General features: G+C 69.2%; 17 protein-coding genes and 1 pseudogene. 12 read left to right on the forward strand and 6 right to left on the reverse strand.

The genetic code is table 11. The annotated features are described in order from the left end of the window. The first annotated feature begins 207 nt into the window (after window positions 1–207). Complete coding sequence (locus tag ASD47_RS24285; protein ID WP_235526191.1) at window positions 208–2,430, forward strand: penicillin acylase family protein; 2,223 nt, start codon at window positions 208–210, stop codon at window positions 2,428–2,430. A gap of 42 nt (window positions 2,431–2,472) precedes the next feature. On the opposite strand, the gene ASD47_RS24290 is transcribed toward ASD47_RS24285, so the two are convergent. The 4 genes from ASD47_RS24290 to ASD47_RS24305 form a co-directional block, all read right to left on the reverse strand. Further along, complete coding sequence (locus ASD47_RS24290; RefSeq protein ID WP_235526193.1) at window positions 2,473–2,808, reverse strand: hypothetical protein; 336 nt, start codon at window positions 2,806–2,808, stop codon at window positions 2,473–2,475. Between the two features lie 188 nt (window positions 2,809–2,996). Further along, window positions 2,997–4,226, reverse strand: a complete 1,230-nt coding sequence (locus tag ASD47_RS24295) for an argininosuccinate synthase (protein ID WP_056762282.1) — start codon at window positions 4,224–4,226, stop codon at window positions 2,997–2,999. A gap of 148 nt (window positions 4,227–4,374) precedes the next feature. Then, window positions 4,375–4,737: a DUF1648 domain-containing protein gene (locus tag ASD47_RS24300; RefSeq protein ID WP_056762284.1), complete on the reverse strand. Its 363-nt coding sequence runs from the start codon at window positions 4,735–4,737 to the stop codon at window positions 4,375–4,377. Window positions 4,738–4,740: 3 nt separating this feature from the next. Beyond that, on the reverse strand, window positions 4,741–6,699 hold the full coding sequence (locus tag ASD47_RS24305) for a potassium transporter Kup (RefSeq protein ID WP_056762286.1): 1,959 nt from the start codon (window positions 6,697–6,699) through the stop codon (window positions 4,741–4,743). Window positions 6,700–6,870: 171 nt separating this feature from the next. Between ASD47_RS24305 and ASD47_RS24310 the strand changes: the two genes are divergently transcribed. The 3 genes from ASD47_RS24310 (at window position 6,871) to ASD47_RS24320 (ending at window position 9,064) form a co-directional block, all read left to right on the forward strand. Continuing rightward, window positions 6,871–7,308, forward strand: coding sequence for an Rrf2 family transcriptional regulator (locus ASD47_RS24310; protein ID WP_056762287.1), 438 nt, complete (start codon window positions 6,871–6,873; stop codon window positions 7,306–7,308). Window positions 7,309–7,449: 141 nt separating this feature from the next. After that, entirely contained in the window at window positions 7,450–8,055 is a 606-nt protein-coding gene (locus ASD47_RS24315) for a flavodoxin family protein (RefSeq protein WP_056762290.1), read from the forward strand. A gap of 208 nt (window positions 8,056–8,263) precedes the next feature. Further along, window positions 8,264–9,064, forward strand: a complete 801-nt coding sequence (locus ASD47_RS24320) for an SDR family oxidoreductase (protein WP_056762292.1) — start codon at window positions 8,264–8,266, stop codon at window positions 9,062–9,064. Between the two features lie 6 nt (window positions 9,065–9,070). Here the strand turns inward: ASD47_RS24320 and ASD47_RS24325 are convergent, their stop codons facing one another. Beyond that, on the reverse strand, window positions 9,071–9,766 hold the full coding sequence (locus tag ASD47_RS24325) for a MarC family protein (RefSeq protein WP_056762294.1): 696 nt from the start codon (window positions 9,764–9,766) through the stop codon (window positions 9,071–9,073). Between the two features lie 85 nt (window positions 9,767–9,851). Between ASD47_RS24325 and pyrF the strand changes: the two genes are divergently transcribed. The 5 genes and pseudogenes from pyrF to ASD47_RS28375 all read left to right on the forward strand — a co-directional run bounded on the left by pyrF (window position 9,852) and on the right by ASD47_RS28375 (window position 14,839). Further along, window positions 9,852–10,553, forward strand: a complete 702-nt coding sequence (gene pyrF, locus ASD47_RS24330; RefSeq protein ID WP_056762296.1) for an orotidine-5'-phosphate decarboxylase — start codon at window positions 9,852–9,854, stop codon at window positions 10,551–10,553. Between the two features lie 866 nt (window positions 10,554–11,419). Further along, window positions 11,420–12,095 (forward strand): annotated as a pseudogene (locus tag ASD47_RS28365) (hypothetical protein); the annotation flags it as partial. 492 nt (window positions 12,096–12,587) lie between these two features. Then, the coding region (locus tag ASD47_RS27820) for a calcium-binding protein (protein WP_369800342.1) at window positions 12,588–13,281 on the forward strand (694 nt) is incomplete at its 3' end. A gap of 63 nt (window positions 13,282–13,344) precedes the next feature. Next, window positions 13,345–13,717 (forward strand): calcium-binding protein (locus ASD47_RS28370; RefSeq protein ID WP_369800343.1); only part of this gene is annotated, 373 nt, incomplete at its 3' end. A gap of 39 nt (window positions 13,718–13,756) precedes the next feature. Then, window positions 13,757–14,839 (forward strand): calcium-binding protein, encoded by a 1,083-nt coding sequence (locus ASD47_RS28375; RefSeq protein ID WP_369800344.1) that lies wholly within the window; start codon window positions 13,757–13,759, stop codon window positions 14,837–14,839. A 6-nt stretch (window positions 14,840–14,845) separates the two neighbouring features. On the opposite strand, the gene ASD47_RS24355 is transcribed toward ASD47_RS28375, so the two are convergent. After that, window positions 14,846–15,046, reverse strand: a complete 201-nt coding sequence (locus ASD47_RS24355; RefSeq protein WP_056762307.1) for a DUF1674 domain-containing protein — start codon at window positions 15,044–15,046, stop codon at window positions 14,846–14,848. A gap of 69 nt (window positions 15,047–15,115) precedes the next feature. Here ASD47_RS24355 and ASD47_RS24360 point away from each other — a divergent pair, with 69 nt between their 5' ends. The 3 genes from ASD47_RS24360 (at window position 15,116) to ASD47_RS24370 (ending at window position 18,935) form a co-directional block, all read left to right on the forward strand. After that, a complete protein-coding gene (locus tag ASD47_RS24360; RefSeq protein ID WP_056762309.1) occupies window positions 15,116–16,396 on the forward strand; it encodes an RsmB/NOP family class I SAM-dependent RNA methyltransferase in 1,281 nt (426 codons plus the stop codon). 91 nt (window positions 16,397–16,487) lie between these two features. Next, entirely contained in the window at window positions 16,488–17,147 is a 660-nt protein-coding gene (gene rpe / locus ASD47_RS24365; RefSeq protein WP_056762398.1) for a ribulose-phosphate 3-epimerase, read from the forward strand. A gap of 9 nt (window positions 17,148–17,156) precedes the next feature. Continuing rightward, entirely contained in the window at window positions 17,157–18,935 is a 1,779-nt protein-coding gene (locus ASD47_RS24370) for a heparinase II/III family protein (protein ID WP_156402411.1), read from the forward strand. Window positions 18,936–19,034: the final 99 nt, after the last annotated feature.

Here is a 19,034-nt window from a genome sequence, read left to right on the forward strand (position 1 = left end):
CCTCTCAACCGTAACATCGCACTCGGAATTTCCGTGTATTTTCAAAGGCCGTTCGAGCTTTCCCCTCGGCTCCACTAAGGGCCTTTCCGACATTTCCCGACCACCTTTCGCGGCAAGCGGGCCGGATCGCGCCTGACTTCCCGCGCGGGCCTGGACAAGGTCCCGGCGGCGCCCGACGGTCCTATCCGTGGATCGGGAGGGCGCGTCTTGCGGATCGGAAACCTGTTGCTGCTGTCGACGGCCTGCGCGGCGCTGTCGGCGCCCGCCCTGGCCGCCGGGCCCGCCGCCGACCTAGCCCGGCAGCGCGCCATCGCGGCCCGGGTGCAGATCACGCGCGACGACTGGGGAATCGCCCATGTGCACGGCAAGAGCGACGCCGACGCGGTGTTCGGCATGGTCTACGCCCAGGCCGAGGACGACTTCCCGCGCATCGAGGCCAACTACCTGACCGCCCTGGGCCGCACGGCGGAGGCTGAGGGCGAGGCGGCGGTCTGGCAGGACCTGCGGATGAGGCTGTTTGTCGATCCCGCCGACCTTCAGGCCCGCTACGCGGCGAGCCCCGCCTGGCTGAAGGCCTTGATGGACGCCTGGGCCGGCGGACTGAACTTCTACCTGGCGACCCATCCGGCGGTGAAGCCGAAGGTCATCACCCGGTTCGAGCCCTGGATGGCGCTGAGCTTCACCGAGGGCAGCATCGGCGGCGACGTCGAGCGGATCTCGCTGGGCGAGCTGGAGGCCTTCTACGGCAAGCCCCAGCTCCAGGCTTCGGCCGAGGTCAGGGCCCGCGAGCTGGCCCAGGCGGTGGAATTTTCCGAGCCCACTGGCTCCAACGGCTTCGCCATCGCCCCGTCCAACACCCGGGACGGCCACGCCCTGCTGCTGATCAATCCGCACACCTCGTTCTTCTTCCGCTCCGAGCTGCAGATGACCAGCGACGCCGGGCTGAACGCCTATGGCGCGGCGACCTGGGGGCAGTTCTTCATCTACCAGGGCTTCAACGCCCATGCCGGCTGGATGCATACCTCCAGCACGGTCGATGTGGTGGACGAGTTCGCCGAGACGATCGTCCGCAAGGAGGGCAAGCTGGTCTACCGGTACGGCGCCGAGGACCGGCCGGTGGCGACGTCGGCCGTCGAGGTCGCCTACAAGGTCGCCGACGGCGCCCTGGCTCGCCGGACCTTCACCGTTTATCGCACCCATCACGGCCCGATCGTCCGGGCGGCGGACGGCCAAGGGGGCGGCAAGTGGATCGCCTTTGCGATGATGTACCGGCCGGTCGAGGCCCTTGAGCAGTCGTTCCTGCGCACCAAGGCGACCGACTACCAAAGCTTCCTGAAGGTGGCCGAGCTGAAGGCCAATTCCTCGAACAACACCCTGTTCGCCGACGCCAAGGGCGAGGTGGCCTATCTTCACCCGCAGTTCATCCCGCGCCGTGACGACCGCTTCGACTATACGCGCCCGGTCGACGGGACGGACCCGGCTGCGAACTGGAAGGGCCTGCACGCCCTGTCCGAGGCGCCGCACCTGAAGAACCCGCCCAACGGCTGGCTGATGAACACCAACAACTGGCCCTATTCGGCGGCCGGTCCCTACAGCCCGAGACAGGCCGACTATCCGCGCTACATGGATAGTGTCGGCGAGACGCCGCGCGGGGTCCACGCCACGCGGGTGCTGAGCGCACGCAAGGACTTCACCCTGCCGACCCTGATCCAGGCGGCCTACGATCCCTACCTGACCGCCTTCGCCGAACTGATCCCGACCCTGTCCAAGGCCTATGATCAGACGCCTGACGGCGACCCGGTCAAGGGCCGGCTGGGCGACCAGATGGCGGCGCTGAGGGGGTGGGACCTGAAGTGGTCGGAGGGCTCGACCGAGACCTCGCTGGCTGTGTTCTGGGGTGAGGCCCTGTGGGCCAAGTCGGCGGCGGCGGCCAAGGCGCAGGGCGTGTCGGTCTACAAGTACATGGCCGAGCGCACCACGCCGGCCCAGAAGCTGGCGGCTCTGGCCGAGGCCTCGGACCGGCTGGCGGCCGACTTCGGCGACTGGCGCACGCCGTGGGGCCGGATCAACCGCTTCCAGCGCAACGACGGCGCCATCGTCCAGACCTTCGACGACGCCAAGCCCTCGATCGCCGTGCCCTTCACCTCGGGCCAGTGGGGTTCGCTGGCCTCGTTCGGGGCCAAGCGCTATCCGGGCACGAAGAACTACTACGGGACCAGCGGCAACAGCTTCGTAGCCGTGGTCGAGTTCGGTCCGAGGGTGAAGGCCCTGGCCGTGTCGGCCGGCGGCGAGAGCGGCGACCCGGGCTCCAGGCACTTCGCCGACCAGGTCCAGCGCTATGGGCAGGGCGACCTGCGGACGGTCTATTTCTATCCGGACCAACTGGCCGGCCATGTAGAGCGGACCTATCGGCCAGGCGAGACCAAGTGACCGGCGAGGCTTTGAGGCCGGCCGAGGCGATCCGACGCGGGTTTAGGCGTCAGGCCCCGGTGGCGTCCACGACGATGGCGACGGTCTTGCCGCGGGACCGCGGCTCCATCCGGCCGCGATGGCCGAGGTGATGGCCTTGGCCACCAGCGCGGTTGCGATCTGCGCGGGCTTCAGCAGCGGCGCGCCGTAGCGGGGGTGCGGGCCCGGCGGAAACTCGACCACCGCCTCGCGCTGGCCTTCGGCGTGACGCACGGCGATGGCCATGCCGTGCAGCACCGGGGCGTCGCTGGACCAGCCGGGCTGGCGATGCAGCCGCCAGACGAAGGGCTCGCCGTCGACCTCGATCTCGAATTCAGGGCTTTGCTTGGTTCGCGCCATGCCAGGGTTTAGCCCGACCTGCGCGCCCAGGCCACCCTTGCTGTCGCCCTTCGGCCGTCGCCGCGAGCGCCATCGCACCCGAAAGCGCGCGCTTTTCGCCCCGCTTCGTCGGACGGGGACATCATCCGCCAACAAAAAAGCCCCGCCGTCGCCGGCGGGGCTTTGTCGTGTCGCCAACGCTGGGAGCCTTAAGCGTCGCGCTTGTCGCGCTTGGCCAGAACGCGCAGGCGCAGGGCGTTGAGCTTGATGAAGCCGCCAGCGTCGCGGTGGTCGTAGGCGACCTTGCCCTCCTCGAAGGTGACCAGGTCCTGGTCGTAGAGGCTGTAGGGGCTGGTGCGGCCGATGACGGCGACGTTGCCCTTGTAGAGCTTGACCCGCACCTGGCCGGTGACCTTCTGCTGGCTGTAGTCGATGGCGGCCTGCAGCATCTCGCGCTCGGGGGCGAACCAGAAGCCGTTGTAAACGAGCGACGCATATTTCGGCATCAGCTCGTCCTTCAGGTGCATGGCGCCGCGGTCGAGCGTGATCGACTCGATGCCGCGGTGGGCGGCCAGCAGGATCGTGCCGCCCGGGGTCTCGTAGACGCCGCGCGACTTCATGCCGACGAAGCGGTTCTCGACCAGGTCCAGGCGGCCAATGCCGTTGTCGCGGCCCAGCTCATTGAGCTTGGTCAGCAGCGTGGCCGGGCTCATCGCCACGCCGTCGATGGCGACCGGGTCGCCCTTCTCGAAGTCGATGGTGATGATCGTCGGCTTGTCCGGCGCGTCTTCCGGCGCGATCGTGCGCATGTGGACGAACTCGGGGGCCTCGACGGCCGGGTCCTCGAGGACCTTTCCCTCGGACGAGCTGTGCAGCAGGTTGGCGTCGACGCTGAACGGCGCCTCGCCGCGCTTATCCTTGGCGATCTGGATCTGATGCTTCTCGGCGAAGTCCAGCAGCGCCTCGCGGGACTTGAAGTCCCACTCGCGCCAGGGCGCGATCACATGGATGTCAGGCTCCAGGCCGTAATAGCCCAGCTCGAAGCGGACCTGGTCATTGCCCTTGCCGGTCGCGCCGTGGCTGACGGCGTCGGCGCCGGTCTTGCGGGCGATCTCGATCTGCTTCTTGGCGATCAGCGGGCGGGCGATCGAGGTGCCCAGCAGGTACTGGCCCTCATAGACCGTATTGGCCCGGAACATCGGGAACACGAAGTCGCGGACGAACTCCTCGCGTACGTCCTCGATGAAGATGTTCTCCGGCTTGACCCCGGCCGCCAGGGCCTTGGCGCGCGCCGGCTCGATCTCCTCGCCCTGGCCAAGGTCGGCGGTGAAGGTCACGACCTCGGCGCCGTATTCGGTCTGCAGCCACTTGAGAATGATCGAGGTGTCGAGGCCGCCCGAATAGGCGAGCACGACCTTCTTCACGGGCTTGCCAGCCATGAGGGGGTCCTTCCGAGAAACACAAAGTCGCAGCGTGTTTCTCCGCCGGAGAAACACAAGGTCGCGGGGCGTTTAGCGCGGTTTCGCGACGATTGAAACGTGGGTGTTGGCCCCAGCCGGGACGGATCGTCCTAAATCGCTTCCCCGCCTAAACGTCGCCGTCGTCGCCCAGGGTCTCCATGACCTTGCGCAGATGCACCAGCTGGCTCAGCGCCAGGGCGGCGGCCAGGATCGCGCGCACGCACAGAACGATCACCGCGCCGAGGCCCTCGACCGTGAAGGTCAGCTGGGTCAGAGTGAAGGACAGCAGGATGACGGTCGCTAGGGCTGGGATGGCCAGCAAGCCGACAGCCTTGGACACGCGCCAGGTCGGCTTGCCGTCGGGGCCCCACTGCATCGGAATTCGCTTGCCGTCCCCAATCCGCTTCCAGGCGGACTGGGCGGTGGAGGCGATGATCGCCAGGGCGGCGATCGACAGGCCGTCGCCGAGGATGCGCAGCGCCGCTTCCATGGCCTAGACCGTCACCTGGGCGCCCAGTTCGACCACGCGGCCGGGCGGGATCTTGAAGAAGTCGGTCGGGTTGGTGGCGTTCTTCATTAAGAAGATGAAGATCCGGTCCTGCCACAGCGGCATGCCGCTGTTGGCCGACGGTACGATCGAACGGCGGCCCAGGAAGAAGCTGGTGGCCATGATGTCGAACTTCAGGCCCTGCTGCTTGCGCAGGATGGCCAGGGCCTTGGGCACGTTCGGGCTTTCCATGAAGCCGTAATAGATCTCGACCTTCTTGAAGTCGGCGTTGATGGCCTGGGTGCGGACGCGGTCCTCGTCGGCGACGCGCGGCGTCTCGGCCGTGCGGACGGTCAGGATCACGTTGCGCTCGTGCAGCACCTTGTTGTGTTTGAGGTTGTGCATCAGAGCGACCGGGGTCATGTCCGGGTCGGAGGTCAGAAAGATCGCCGTGCCGGGCGCGCGGTGCGGGGCGCGGGCTCGCAGGATCTCCATCAGGTCGACCAGCGGCACGCTGTCGCGGCGGGTCTTGTCGGTCAGGATCTGAGCGCCGCGCGTCCAGGTCCACATGACCAGCACCAGCACAGCCCCGAAGGCCAGGGGCAGCCAGGCGCCGTCCGGAATCTTCAGCATGTTGGAGGCGATGAACACCATGTCGATCATCGCCAGCGGGATCAGCAGCGCGGCGGTCTGCCAGAGGCTCCACTTCCACACCAGGCGCAGCACCACATAGGCCAGCAAGGTGTCGACGAACATCGCGCCGGTCACGGCGATGCCATAGGCCGAAGCCAGCTTGTGGGAGCTCTGGAACATCACCAGCAGGATCAGCACGCCCACCAGCAGGAAGGTGTTGACCGCCGGCACGTAGATCTGGCCGGCCTGGGTCTCGGAGGTGCGCTTGATGTCCAGGCGCGGCAGCAGGCCAAGCTGCACCGCTTGCTGGGTCATCGAGAAGGCGCCGGTGATCACCGCCTGGCTGGCGATGACCGTGGCCGCGGTGGCCATCAGCAGCACCGGCCAGTAGGCGAAGGTCGGGACCATGTCCCAGAACGGATTGTGCCGCGAGGCCGGATGGTCGAGCACCAGCGAGCCCTGGCCCAGATAGTTCAGGGCCAGGCAAGGGAAGGCCAGGTACAGCCAGGCCGCGCGGATCGGGCTTTTGCCGAAGTGGCCCATGTCGGCGTACAGGGCTTCGGCCCCGGTCACGGCCAGGAACACGCTGCCCAGGATGACGAAGCCCAGGAAGCCGTTTTCGAGCAGGAAGCGCAGGCCGTACCAGGGATTGACGGCGCGCAGGATCGACAGGTCGTCGACCAGGTGGAACAGGCCGAGAGCGCCCAGGATCAGGAACCAGGCCGCCATCACCGGGCCGAACAGGGCGGCCATGCGATGGGTGCCCTTGGCCTGGACCAGGAACAGCGCCACCAGGATCCCCGCCGAGATCGGCAGGATATAGGGCGTCAGGGCGTGGCCGACGTGCGGCGCGTCCTTCATGCCCTCGACCGCCGACAACACCGAGATGGCGGGGGTGATGATGCCGTCGCCGTAGAACAGCGCCGCGCCGATCACGCCCAGGAAGAACACCGCGGTCGAGCGCTTGTTGCCGACCTTGCCCAGCGCCTTCTGGGCCAGGGCCATCAGGGCCAGGGTGCCGCCCTCGCCCTTGTTGTCGGCCCGCATGAAGAAGATCACGTACTTGATCGTGACGAACAGCGTCAGGGTCCACAGCACCAGCGACACCACGCCCAGCACGGCGTGCTCGGTCGCGGTGGTGCTGCGCGAATGGGCCAGGGCCTCGCGCATGGCGTAGAGCGGGCTGGTCCCGATGTCGCCGAACACCACGCCCACGGCGCCGAGCGCGAGCGCGAGGAAACCGTGCCCTTTCGGGTCGTGGCCGGCTTGCGGAGGGACATCACACGGGGCGGCGCTGTCGGGAGCAGGGGCGCCAGAGGCTTCGGAAGCCATTCAATCCCTCCGGGGTCGCCCTCGCAAAACGCGGTGCGGAGCCCCATATCGATCAAGCGGGGCGCGATACACCCAATCCTGCTCGGGTTCAATCGTGACCTGACGCCGGACGACGACGATAGTTTTTGGTTGAACGCACGAGCGACGCCCTTAGGGTCCTGTCATAGAAAAATGTCCGACAGTCAGAAATTCCCCGTCGCCGCGCACGCCCTGGCCTATCTGGCGCACAAGAATGCGTTCTCGGCGGACCGCGCCGTGGCCAGCGCCGAGCTGGCCGCCTCGGTCCCGACCAACCCGGTCGTGGTGCGTCGCGTGACGGCCATGCTGGGCAAGGCGGGGCTGATCGGCGCGCGGGCCGGCGCCAACGGCGGGGCCTGGCTGCTGAAGGCCCCCGAGACCATCACCCTGGACGTCGTCCTGCGAGCCGTGAACGGTTGCGCCCACCTCGGCGTGGCCCCCAAGGGCGTCAAGGGCTGCCCGGTGGGGGAGAAGATTCCCGACGCCGTGCGCGGGGCGATGATCGCCGCCGACACGGCCGTCGCCGACCGCCTGTCGCAGATCTCGGTCGCCGACCTGCTGAACAGCGCGACGGTTGAGGCGGCGGCTTAGGGCGGATTCATCGCCGCTAAATCGGCTTGCAGAATAACTGCACCAACGTCGGTTGCTGATCCCCTGGAATATGCCGTGAGCGCCCATACGTAATTGGCACGGTTTCAGTTGCGAAGCCGCAACCCTTCAGGGCTCACGACAATGACCAAGGTCGCCATCGTTTATCACTCGGGCTACGGCCATACCGCCGTCCTGGCCGACAAGATCGCCGAGGGCGTCCGCGACGCCGGCCAGACACCCGTGGTGCTGAAGATTGACAACGCCGCCCAGGACTTCGCGCCGATCATCGAGCAGATCACCGCGGCCGACGCGGTGGTGTTCGGCGCCCCGACCTACATGGGCGACGTCTCGGGCGTGTTCAAAGTGTTCGCCGACGCCACGGCCGGGGCGTTCTTCACCGGCGCCTGGAAGGACAAGCTGGCCGCGGGCTTCACCAACTCGCACAGCTTCGCCGGCGACAAGGGTCACGCCCTGGAAAGCCTGACCATCCTGGCCGCCCAGCACGGCATGAACTGGGTGAACCTGGGCCTGGCCCCTCCCGGGGTCACCGCCGCCGAGCGCGGCCCCGACACGATCAACCGCGTCGGCTCGTTCATCGGCCTGGCCGGCCAATCGGACAACGCCTCGCCCGAGATCAGCCCGCCGGCCGGCGACCGCGAGACCGCCCGCCTGTTCGGCGTGCGCATCGCCGAGGCCGCCGTGCGCTGGACGCGCGGCGCCCAGCCGGCGCTCAGCGAAGCGGCCTAGACGCGACAAGCCCCGTCCTTCCTGATCCCCCAGCCCGAAGGACGGGCTCCGCGGCGCTCCGGCGCCGCCGAGGGGGCGCTTGAGCCCGAGCGCCCCCTCCCTCTTTTTGGTCCGTCATGACGGGTGGGGCCATGGGCGCATGCTTGAACCAAATCAGCGGTCGTGCTTCGTCTGGTGACGTTAAGCCGCTGTTCTGGACACACGCCGCATGGCCCGCCGCCTCGCCCTGATCACCGGCGCCTCCGCCGGCATCGGGGCCGCCTTCGCCCGCATCTACGCCAGCCACGGCTATGACGTGGCCCTGACCGCGCGCCGGCTGGACCGGCTGGAGGCCCTGGCCGCCGAGATCCGCCTGCGGTTCGGGGTCGAGGCCTATCCGATCGCCGCCGACCTGGCCCAGCCCGACGCCGTCGACCAAGTGCTGGCCGCCATCGAGGCCGAAGGCCGGGTGGTCGACGCCCTGGTCAACAACGCCGGCTACGGCCTGCCCGGCGCCTACGCCCAGACCCAGTGGACCGACCAGGCGGCCTTCCTGCAGGTGCTGCTGGTCTCGGTCTGCGGCCTGACCCACAAGGTGCTGCCGGGCATGGTCGAGCGCGGCTTCGGCCGGATCGTCAACGTCGCCTCCCTGGCGGGCCTCGCCCCCGGCGCGGCCGGCCACACCCTCTATGCGGCGACCAAGAGCTTTCTGGTGAAGTTCTCCCAGAGCCTGCACCTGGAGACGCAAGCCAGCGGCGTCCACGTCAGCGCCCTGTGCCCGGGCTTCACCTATTCGGAATTTCACGACGTCAACGGCACCCGCGCCCACGTCAGCCAGAGCTTGCCCGCCTGGCTGTGGCTGGGCGCCGACGAGGTGGCCGCCGCCGGCTACGAGGCCGTCGAGGCCAATCGCGCGATCTGCGTGCCCGGCGCGCCCAACAAGGCCATCGCCGCGCTGGCCAAGCTGGTCCCCGACGACTGGGCCCTGGCCCTGATGGCCAGCCAGGGTTCGCGGTTTCGGAAGATCTAGATCGGGCTACCTGTGATCCGCGTACGGCGCCTTGGCGTCCTGACGCACCAGGCCCCGCGTCGCGTCGCCCACCCCGATCAGCACGAACTGCACCGCCAGGGCGCAGAGGATCAGGCCCAGCACCCGCACCACGATGCTCATGCCGATCCGGCCCAGCACCCGGCTGATGATCGGCGAGGCCCAGAAGGTGGCCACCAGCACCACCGCGACGGCCGCGATCACCCCGCAGCCGATGGCCACGCCGGCCAGGCCAAAACCCTTGGCTTCGCTGGCGTAGATGATCACCGTCGAGATCGCGCCCGGCCCGATCAGCAACGGCATGGCGAACGGCACGATCAGCCGCTCGAACCGCTGCTTGGCGTAGACCCGCGCCGACTGACCCTCCACGCCCTCGGCCGCGTCGGCGAACATGGTGGTGAAGTCGTCGCGCACCATGTCCAGGCCCAGGATGAACAGGATGATGCCCCCGGCGATGCGGAAGGCCGGCATCGAGATGCCAAAGAACTCCAGCAGCGACACGCCGGTGAAGTAGAAGAAGATCAGGAAGGCGGCGACAAACAGGCCGATATAGACCGCCACCATCCGTCGGCCGGCGGCGGCCGCGCCTAGGGTGGCGGCGGCGAACAGCGGCACGTTGCCGATCGGGTCGATCAGGGCGAACAGGGCGACGAAGAAGTTGACGGCGAGCTCGGCCTGGCTCATTCGGGGTGCTTAGCTTTCAATTCGCGCGGATCCGCACCCTACTTAGGGGGATGCGACCCTGCGCGCCACACCCCGGGAAACGCCCATGACCCCCAAACTCCTGGCCGATCCGCGCCTGATCCTGCCGCTCGACCTGCCCAGCGTCGCCGAGGCCCGAGCGATGGTCGACACGCTGGGCGATGCGGTGTCGTTCTACAAGATCGGGCTGGAGCTGCTGGCCACCGACGGCATGGCTCTGGCCCGCGACCTGAAGGGCGAGGGCAAGTCGATCTTCCTGGACTGGAAGCTGCACGACATTGGCGCGACCGTCGAGCGCTCGGCTCGGGTGCTGGCGGGGGCCGGCTGCGACCTGCTGACCGTCCACGCCGAGCCGCAGGTGATGCAGGCCGCCGTCAAGGCCAAGGGCGGCTCGGACCTGAAGATCCTGGCCGTCACCGTGCTGACCAGCCTGAATGACGCCGACCTGATCGAACTTGGTTATGCTTTTTCCGCCCGCGACCTGGTCGCCCGGCGCATCCGCCAGGCGGTGGACTGCGGCGTCGACGGCATCGTCTCGTCGCCGCACGAGGCCGCCCTGGCCCGCGAGATCGCCGGCCCCGACTTCCTGGTGGTGACCCCGGGTGTGCGCCCCTTCTGGTCGGCCAAGAACGACCAGGCTCGCGCCGCCACCCCGGCCGAAGCCCTGAAGGCCGGCGCCAGCCACTTGGTCTGCGGCCGTCCGATCACGGCGGCCAACGACCCGCGTGAGGCGGCGCTGAAGGTGGTGGCCGAGATGGCCGGCGCCTGAGGCCGCGTTCGCCGCACGATCGTCCATCCCGAGCGGCGCGACAAAACGGCGCGCCGCCGCCGTCGCCAGAGCAAGCAATGAGGGCGCTCGCCGGCCTCGGCTGACGGCGATTCACGACTCCCGAACACCGGCGACTCTTTGATCCCTCTGCTGCGTTTTTGATCTTCGTTCGTCATGGGCGCGCTTAGGATAGCTATCTATACTATTCAGCGTTCAGAAGTTCCTTAGTATATCTGCGACATCACCGCAAACGACTGAATTATACCTCTGGTATGGGCGAAGTCGTGGTCGTACTTTCGGGTAGGTTGCAGAATTAACGCTCTGTTATACTGTCGTAACCGCAGATTAATCACAAAGTTCTACTTATCGTTCAGCGTGAAGCGCTTAGACCCTCCCTTGTTCGGAGGGGAACAATGTCCAAGTATATCACCGCCAAGGGGCTCGAGCTGACGCTCTCGGGCTCGACCAGCAACTGGGTGGCCAACAGCACGGCCAAGGAAACCCAACTCGGATCGAGCAAGAACGACGTGTTCCATGGCTCGGGCGGCGACACCCTGATCGGCGGCGCGGGCGACGACACCTACTACCTGTGGGACAACGCCTCGGTCGTGGTCGAGAAGGCCGGCGAAGGGATCGACACCGTCGACGCCCGGTTCTGGGGTCCGGTGACCCTGGCGGCCAACGTCGAGAACCTGCTGCTCAACTCGGCCGGCTCGACCGCCGGGACCGGCAACGCCCTCAACAACGTCATTGTCGCCGGCACGGTCGGCGCGACGCTGAACGGCCTGGCCGGCGACGACGTGCTGGTCGGCGGCGCGGGCGGGGACCTGTTCAAGGTCTCGGCCGGCAACGGCTCCGACGCCATCATGAGCTTCAAGCCCGGCAGCGACGTCATCCAGCTGAGCGGCTATGGCGTGACCAGCTTCGCCCAGCTGCAGACCCTGGCCACCCAGAGCGGCGCGGACGTCAAGCTCGGCTTCGCCAACGGCGAGACCCTGGTGATCCGCAACGTCGCCCTGTCCAGCCTGACCGCCTACGATTTTGGTCTGAAGGCCGACCCCGCCGCCATTCCCGCCGGCTATGCCCAGCTGACGGGTCCCGGCGCGGCCTGGACGGCTCATGGCTGGTACGTGCTCAACAACGTCTGGAACCCCGGCGCGCTCGTCTACAACACCGATTACGCGATCAACAGCGCCTACAGCGTCTCGGACATGACGGCCAAGACGACCTTCAACTGGTCCTTCCCCGTCGTCACCGAACCCTATCCGACCGTCCGCGCCTACCCCGAGGTGATCTTCGGTCCTGCCCCGATGAGCGGCGGCCACAAGGCCAGTGACATCGGCGGCGTCTTCCCGGTGCAGGTGAGCACCCTTAAACAGCTGACCGCCGACTACGACGTCAGCTACAAGGGCAACACCGGCGGCTTCAACGTCTCGTTCGACATCTGGCTGACCGACACCCCCAACGGCGGCGCCTCCACCGTCACGACCGAGGTCATGGTCTGGGTGCACAAGGGCGACTTCGACGCCTTCGGCGCCCAGGNTCGTTCGACATCTGGCTGACCGACACCCCCAACGGCGGCGCCTCCACCGTCACGACCGAGGTCATGGTCTGGGTGCACAAGGGCGACTTCGACGCCTTCGGCGCCCAGGTGGGGACCTATTCCAACGGGTCGGTCACCGGCAAGATCTACGCCAACACCACCGGCGACTGGACCTACACCGCCGTCGTCCTCGACCAGGATACGCCCAAGGGCCAGATCGACATCGCCGGGATCCTGACCACGCTCAAGGGCCTGAATCTCGTCTCCTCAAACGACTANCCGCCGTCGTCCTCGACCAGGATACGCCCAAGGGCCAGATCGACATCGCCGGGATCCTGACCACGCTCAAGGGCCTGAATCTCGTCTCCTCAAACGACTACGTCGCCTCGGTGGAGCTGGGCGCGGAGGTCGTCTCAGGCGCCGGTTCGCTGACCATCAACAACCTGGACCTCGACGTTCGGGCCCAGAACGTGGACGGCTCGACCAAGGTCATGCACGTCGAGGGTTCGGGTACGACCACCACGACGGTCCTGGCCAGCCCCACCCTGGCCACCCCCACCCTGGTCGCCCCACCGGAGAAGGCGCTCGACCTGTCCGGCGACGACACCTTCACCTACGACCGCACCGTCGCAACCCTTAGCGGCGGCGCGGGCCACGACACCCTGGTCCTGACCGCCGCCGCAACGGTGGATCTCGGCGACGCCGTGAACCAGGTGGCGGGTGGAACAGCCGTGGTCACCGGCTTCGAGGACGTCGACGCCTCGGCCGCGAGCGGCGCCGTCGTCCTCACCGGATCGACCGCCGACAACAAATTGATCGGCGCCGCCTATGCCGACACCCTGACGGGCGGCGGCGGCGCGGACACCCTGACGGGCGGCGACGGCGCCGACGTCCTTGATGGCGGGACCGGCTCGGACCAGCAACGCGGCGAGGCGGGCGATGATCGCATCGTCTACGACGCCGCCGACACGGTGATCGACGGAGGGGCGGGTCGCGACACCCTGGTCCTCAAGACGGCCGCCACGGTGAACCTGGGGAACTTCTCGACCAGCCAGATCAGCGGCGGAACGGCGTATGTGGGGGGCTTTGAGGATGTCGACGCCTCCGCCGCCAGCGCCGCTGTCGTCCTGAACGGCTCGCAGTACAACAACAAGCTGGTCGGCGGCGCCTTCGCCGACACCCTGANATGTCGACGCCTCCGCCGCCAGCGCCGCTGTCGTCCTGAACGGCTCGCAGTACAACAACAAGCTGGTCGGCGGCGCCTTCGCCGACACCCTGATGGGCAGGGGCGGCTTCGATGTCCTCAACGGCGGGGCCGGGGCCGACTTCCTCGACGGCGGCGCGGACGCCGACCAGCAACGCGGCGAGGCGGGCGACGACCGCATCGTCTACGACGCCGCCGACACCGTCATCGACGGCGGAGCCGGCAGCGACACCCTGGTCCTCAACACGGCCGCCACGGTGAACCTGGGGAACTTCTCGACCAGTCAGGTCAGCGGCGGATCGGCCTATGTCGCGGGCTTTGAGGATGTCGACGCCTCCGCCGCCAGCGCCGCTGTCGTCCTGAACGGCTCGCAGTACAACAACAAGCTGGTCGGCGGCGCCTTCGCCGACACCCTGANAGGATGTCGACGCCTCCGCCGCCAGCGCCGCTGTCGTCCTGAACGGCTCGCAGTACAACAACAAGCTGGTCGGCGGCGCCTTCGCCGACACCCTGATGGGCGGGGGCGGCTTCGATGTCCTCAACGGCGGGGCCGGGGCCGACTTCCTCGACGGCGGCGCGGACGCCGACCAGCAACGCGGCGAGGCCGGGGATGACCGTATCGTCTACGACGCCGCCGACACCGTCATCGACGGCGGGGCCGGTCGCGACACCCTGATCCTCAAGGCGGCCGCCGTCGTGCATCTGGAAAACTTCTCGTCCAGCCAGGTCACGGGCGGCTCAGCCTACGTCTCCGGCTTCGAAGACGTCGACGCCACGGACTCGGTGGGCGCGATCATCGTCACCGGCTCGCAGTTCAACAACACCCTGACCGGCGGAGCCTTCGCCGATACCTTGATGGGGGGAGCAGGGTTTGATGTTCTCAAGGGCGGACTGGGCAACGACGTCCTCGACGGCGGCGCCGACGCGGACCAGGTGCGCGGCGAGGGCGGTGACGACCGCATCGTCTACGACGCCGCCGACATCGTCATCGACGGCGGGGCCGGTCGCGACACCCTGGTCCTCAAGACGGCCGCCACGGTGAACCTGGGCAACTTCTCGACCAGCCAGGTCGTCGGCGGAACCGCCTATGTGTCGGGATTCGAAGACGTCGACGCCTCCGGCGCGACGGCAGGGGTCAAGTTGAACGGATCGGCGTTCAACAACACGCTGATCGGCGGAAGCGGCGCCGACGCCCTGGCGGGCGGCGCGGGCTTTGACACCCTGACTGGCGGCGCGGGTTCGGACCTGTTCGTGTTTGGCGCCTTCAACTCGGGCGACGTCGACAAGATCACTGACTTCTCGCACGCCCAGGGCGATCGCATCGACCTGTCGACTATCGACGCCGTGGCGGGCGGTGTCGACGACCCCTTCGCCTTCATCGGCCAGACCGCCTTCCACCATGTGGCCGGCGAGGTTCGCTACGACGTGGCCGCCGGCGGGGTGACGGTCCAGGCCGACGTCAACGGCGACGGCCATGCGGACTTCTCGATCCTGGTGGCCAACACCACCTCGCTGGTCCACGGCGATTTCATCCTGTAGCCAGGCCTAGAAATCGACCGCGACGCCCTTGCGCTCCCAGTCGCCGAACCGCGTCGGCTCGGGGCCGTCGCGGCCGCCCTCCTCGGTGGGGAGGGCGGCGGCCCGTTCGGCCGTGCGGCGGGCGGCGGCCTCTTCCAGGGCGCGACGGGCGGCGGGGGTGAGCGGCTTGTCGGGCGCCGCGCCGGGCGGCAGATCGGTCTCGGACATGATCGTCTTCCTAGCACCGTCGACGCCAAAAAGCTTGCGCTCGCCGTCGCGTTTGGGCACGGCGGGCGGGTGACTCAGGAACTCAATGACGGCCTCCCCGCACGGGAAGGCGCTCTCGCCCTCATCGACGCGGCCCTGTCGCGGCGCGGGGGGCTCGACGAGGCCGCCTCGGCCAACGCCTTCCGCTTTCTCGAACCGCGGGAGCGGGCCTTCGCGCGCGCCCTGGCCATGGCCGCCCTGCGCCACCTGGGGCCCATCGACCGCGCCCTGGCCGGCAAGCTGGCCAAGGAGCCGCCGCCGCGCGTGCGCAACCTGCTGCGCCTGGGCGCGACCCAGGCCTTCTTCCTGGAGGTCCCGGCCTTCGCCGCCGTGGCCACCAGCGTCGAGCTGGCCGGCGCCAACAAGGCCAGCCGGCCGTTCAAGGGCCTGGTCAACGCCGTGCTGCGCGGCCTGCTGCGCGACGGCCCGCCCTCGGCCGAACCCGAGCACCTGGCGCCGCTGTGGCTGTACGCCCGCTGGGTGGGCGCCTGGGGCAAGGAGACCGCCGACGCGGTCGCCGCCCAGATCGGCTTCGAGCCGGCCACCGACCTGTCGTTGAAGCCCGACGCCGACGCCGAGGCCCTGGCGGCCGAGCTGGAGGGCGAGATCCTCCCGGGCGGCACGCTGCGCACGTCGCGCCGGGGCGACGTCTCGGCTTGGCCGGCCTTCGAGGACGGCGTCTGGTGGGTGCAGGACGCCGCCGCCGCCATCTCCGCCCGCCTGCTGGACGTCCAGCCCGGCCAGACCGCCCTGGACCTGTGCGCCGCGCCGGGCGGCAAGACCCTGCAACTGGCCGCCGCCGGCGCCGTTACCGTCGCCGTCGACCGCTCGGCCGCCCGCCTGCAGCGCGTCACCGAGAACCTGGCCCGCCTGAACTTGACCGCCGAGGTGATCGCCGCCGACGCCGGCGCCTGGGACGACGCGCGGACCTTCGACGCCGTACTGCTGGACGCCCCGTGCTCGGCCACCGGCACCTTCCGCCGCCATCCGGACGTGCTGTGGGCCGCGCGGCCCGGCGACGTGGCCAGCCTGGCCGCCGTTCAGAGCCGCCTGCTCGACAGCGCCGCGGGCCGGCTGAAGCCCGGCGGACGCCTGGTCTACTGTGTGTGCTCCCTCGAGCCGGAAGAGGGCGAAGCCCAGGTCGAGGCCTTCCTGGCCCGCCGCCCCGACATCGCCCTGGACCCGATCGGCCCCGAGGAAGGCGGCGCTCCGGCCGCCAGCCTGACGCCGCGCGGTACGCTGCGGATCCTGCCCCACCACCGCGAAGGCGGACTGGACGGCTTTTTCGCGGCGCGTTTCGTCAAGCGCTGATCGCCAAGATTTGAGCGGCCGAGAACACTGCAAACCCGTGGGCGGCACGGGCTCGCTTGTGGCGCGAGCCTTAGCCCGCTAAGCCATGGACATGACCGCGCCGCTGATCGCCCCGTCCATTCTCGCCTCCGACTTCGCCAAGCTGGGCGAAGAGGTCGCCGCCATCGAGGCGGCCGGCGCCGACTGGGTGCATGTCGACGTGATGGACGGCCATTTCGTGCCCAACATCACGCTGGGCCCGGACATCGTCAAAGCCATCCGGCCGCACGCCAGCATTCCGTTCGACGTCCACCTGATGATCAGCCCGGCCGATCCGTACCTGGAGGCGTTCCGCGCCGCCGGGGCCGACCTGATCAGCATCCACCCGGAAGCCGGCCCGCACCTGCACCGCTCGCTCAAGCGCATTCGCGAACTGGGGGCCAAGGCCGGGGTGGTGTTCAATCCCTCGACCTCGATCGACCATGTCGAGTGGATCCTGGAGGACGTCGACCTCTTGCTGGTGATGTCGGTGAACCCCGGCTTCGGCGGCCAGAGCTTCATTCCGGGCCAATTGCGCAAGGTCGAGGCCTTGCGGCGGATGGTCGACAAGGCCGGCGCCGACATCATCATCGAGGTCGACGGCGGCGTCACCCCGGTCACGGCCCCGCAGTGCGTGGCGGCGGGGGCCACGGCGCTGGTCGCCGGCTCGGCGGTGTTCAAGGGCGGACCGGCCGCTTATGCCGACAATATCCGCGCCCTGAAGGGGGGCTGATCCAGCGGCATGGAGGGGGCTCCCGAGACAGGTTCCGCCCGCAAGTCCTCCGCCCTGGCCGGCGGCCCCCCCAGTCGCGCCCGAGGGGCCCGAGGCCGCGGCAAACGCACCAAGGGCGTGTTCCTCAAGGCGCTCGGCGCGGCGATCAAGGGCAACGTCGAGCGCGAATGGTTCGGCTCGCCGCCGCATCGGGCGACGATCAGCCGGCCGCGGCCCGTCGGCCTGGCCGCTCACCCGCACGATCCGCGCCCCGTCGATCCCGAGCGCGGCCGCCAGCTGCTGGACGGCCTGATGGTGCTGGACGGCGGCGCCCTGCGACTGGGCGAGACCGGCGATCCGTTCGACCAGCCCAGCCCGACTCGCCAGTTCGCCGCCGCCCTGCACGGCTTCGACTGGCTGCCGCACCTGCTGGCCGCCGGCCCCGGCTCGGCCCGCCTGGCGCTGCGCCTGCTGCAGGACTGGCGGCGGGTGTTTGGAACCTGGAACGTGTTCTCGTGGAGCGGCGAGCGCCTGGAGCGCCGCACCTTCCACCTGGCCTGCGCCGCCAAGGCCCTGGCGCCCGAGGCGTCGGACGCCGAGATCGCGGCCATGGCGCTGGACATCGCCCGCGGGGCCCGCCAGCTGCTCAAGGCCTCGGACGCGCCTGGCCGCAAGCTGGAGCGCGCCGTGGTCGTGGCCATCGCCGGCTGCGCCCTGACCGGCAAGGTCAGCGACCGGCTGATGGTCCAGGGCCTGAAGCGGGTAGGCGCCCTGCTGGACGCCACGGTCCTGCCCGACGGCGGCCACGCCAGCCGCTCGCCGCAGGCGGGCCTGGAACTGCTGTTCGACCTGCTGACCCTCGACGACGCCCTGGGCCAGCGCGGCCGTCCCGCGCCCGAGGGCCTGGGCCGGGCCATCGACCGCCTCAGTTCGTCGGTGCGGTTCTTTACCCTGGCCGACGGTTGCCTGGCGGCGTTCCAGGGCGGGGAGGCGGTCGAGCCGCGGCGGCTCGCGGCCGCCCTGGCCCATGACGACCACGGACCGCGCCCGCCCCAGGCCGCGCCCCATGTCGGCTACCAGAAGATGCAGGGCGGCAGCCTCCAGGTGATGGCCGACGCCGGCCCGCCGGCGGTCGGCGCCCTCAGCGCGGCCGCCTGCGCCCAGCCGGCCGCCGTCGAGATCGTGTTCGGCAAGGACCGGCTGATCACCAGCTGCGGCTGGAGTCCCGAGGCGACCGGGGCCAACGCCTTCCGTCTGTCCGACGCCGCCTCGACCGTGTCGGTAGGCGACGGCTCGGCCGGCCGGCCGCTGTCGGGTTGGCGGGCCGAGGCCCTGGGCCCCTGGCTGATCGACGGCGCGACCGAGGTGGAGGTCAAGCGCCACGACGCCGACGTCGGCGTCTGGCTGGACATCATCCACGACGGCTGGCGCCGCCTGGGCCTGACCCACGCCCGGCGCCTCTATCTTGACATCAAGGCCGACGAGCTGCGCGGCGAGGACAGCCTTCTGCCCGTCGGCTCGGCCAACCCCGACGGCCCGCGCCGCTACCTGCCGTTCTCGGTCACCTTCCACCTGCATCCCGACGCCCGCGCCTCGCTGGCCCGCGACGGCAAGAGCGTGCTGATCAAGGGGCCCTCCAATGTCGGCTGGTGGCTGCGCAACGACGCCGTCGACGTCCATATCGCGCCCTCGGCCCATTTCGATCACGGCCACGCACGGCGGGCCGGGGCCATCGTGCTCAAGAGCCAGGTCCGCCCGGAGAAGGGCGCCAAGATCCGCTGGAAACTGGCCCGGGCGGCCGACCACTAGGATCGGCGCAGGCCTGCGACATTAGGTCCCAGGCCTGCGTCGGGCGGTGCAATTCACAGCCCCCGGCTCGTCCTGTAGCTGTCTTCGGTCACGTCGGCC

This window comes from Caulobacter sp. Root1472, assembly GCF_001426985.1.
GTDB lineage: Bacteria > Pseudomonadota > Alphaproteobacteria > Caulobacterales > Caulobacteraceae > Caulobacter > Caulobacter rhizosphaerae.

Coding starts and splice junctions, on each gene's coding strand:
- rpe (WP_056762398.1), top strand. CDS start 16,488: ATGACCGCGCCGCTGATCGCCCCGTCCATTCTCGCCTCCGACTTCGCC.
- pyrF (WP_056762296.1), top strand. CDS start 9,852: ATGACCCCCAAACTCCTGGCCGATCCGCGCCTGATCCTGCCGCTCGAC.
- ASD47_RS24300 (WP_056762284.1), bottom strand. CDS start 4,737: ATGGAAGCGGCGCTGCGCATCCTCGGCGACGGCCTGTCGATCGCCGCC.
- ASD47_RS24310 (WP_056762287.1), top strand. CDS start 6,871: ATGTCCGACAGTCAGAAATTCCCCGTCGCCGCGCACGCCCTGGCCTAT.
- ASD47_RS24295 (WP_056762282.1), bottom strand. CDS start 4,226: ATGGCTGGCAAGCCCGTGAAGAAGGTCGTGCTCGCCTATTCGGGCGGC.
- ASD47_RS24290 (WP_235526193.1), bottom strand. CDS start 2,808: ATGGCGCGAACCAAGCAAAGCCCTGAATTCGAGATCGAGGTCGACGGC.
- ASD47_RS24355 (WP_056762307.1), bottom strand. CDS start 15,046: ATGTCCGAGACCGATCTGCCGCCCGGCGCGGCGCCCGACAAGCCGCTC.
- ASD47_RS24370 (WP_156402411.1), top strand. CDS start 17,157: ATGGAGGGGGCTCCCGAGACAGGTTCCGCCCGCAAGTCCTCCGCCCTG.
- ASD47_RS24315 (WP_056762290.1), top strand. CDS start 7,450: ATGACCAAGGTCGCCATCGTTTATCACTCGGGCTACGGCCATACCGCC.
- ASD47_RS24325 (WP_056762294.1), bottom strand. CDS start 9,766: ATGAGCCAGGCCGAGCTCGCCGTCAACTTCTTCGTCGCCCTGTTCGCC.
- ASD47_RS24305 (WP_056762286.1), bottom strand. CDS start 6,699: ATGGCTTCCGAAGCCTCTGGCGCCCCTGCTCCCGACAGCGCCGCCCCG.
- ASD47_RS24320 (WP_056762292.1), top strand. CDS start 8,264: ATGGCCCGCCGCCTCGCCCTGATCACCGGCGCCTCCGCCGGCATCGGG.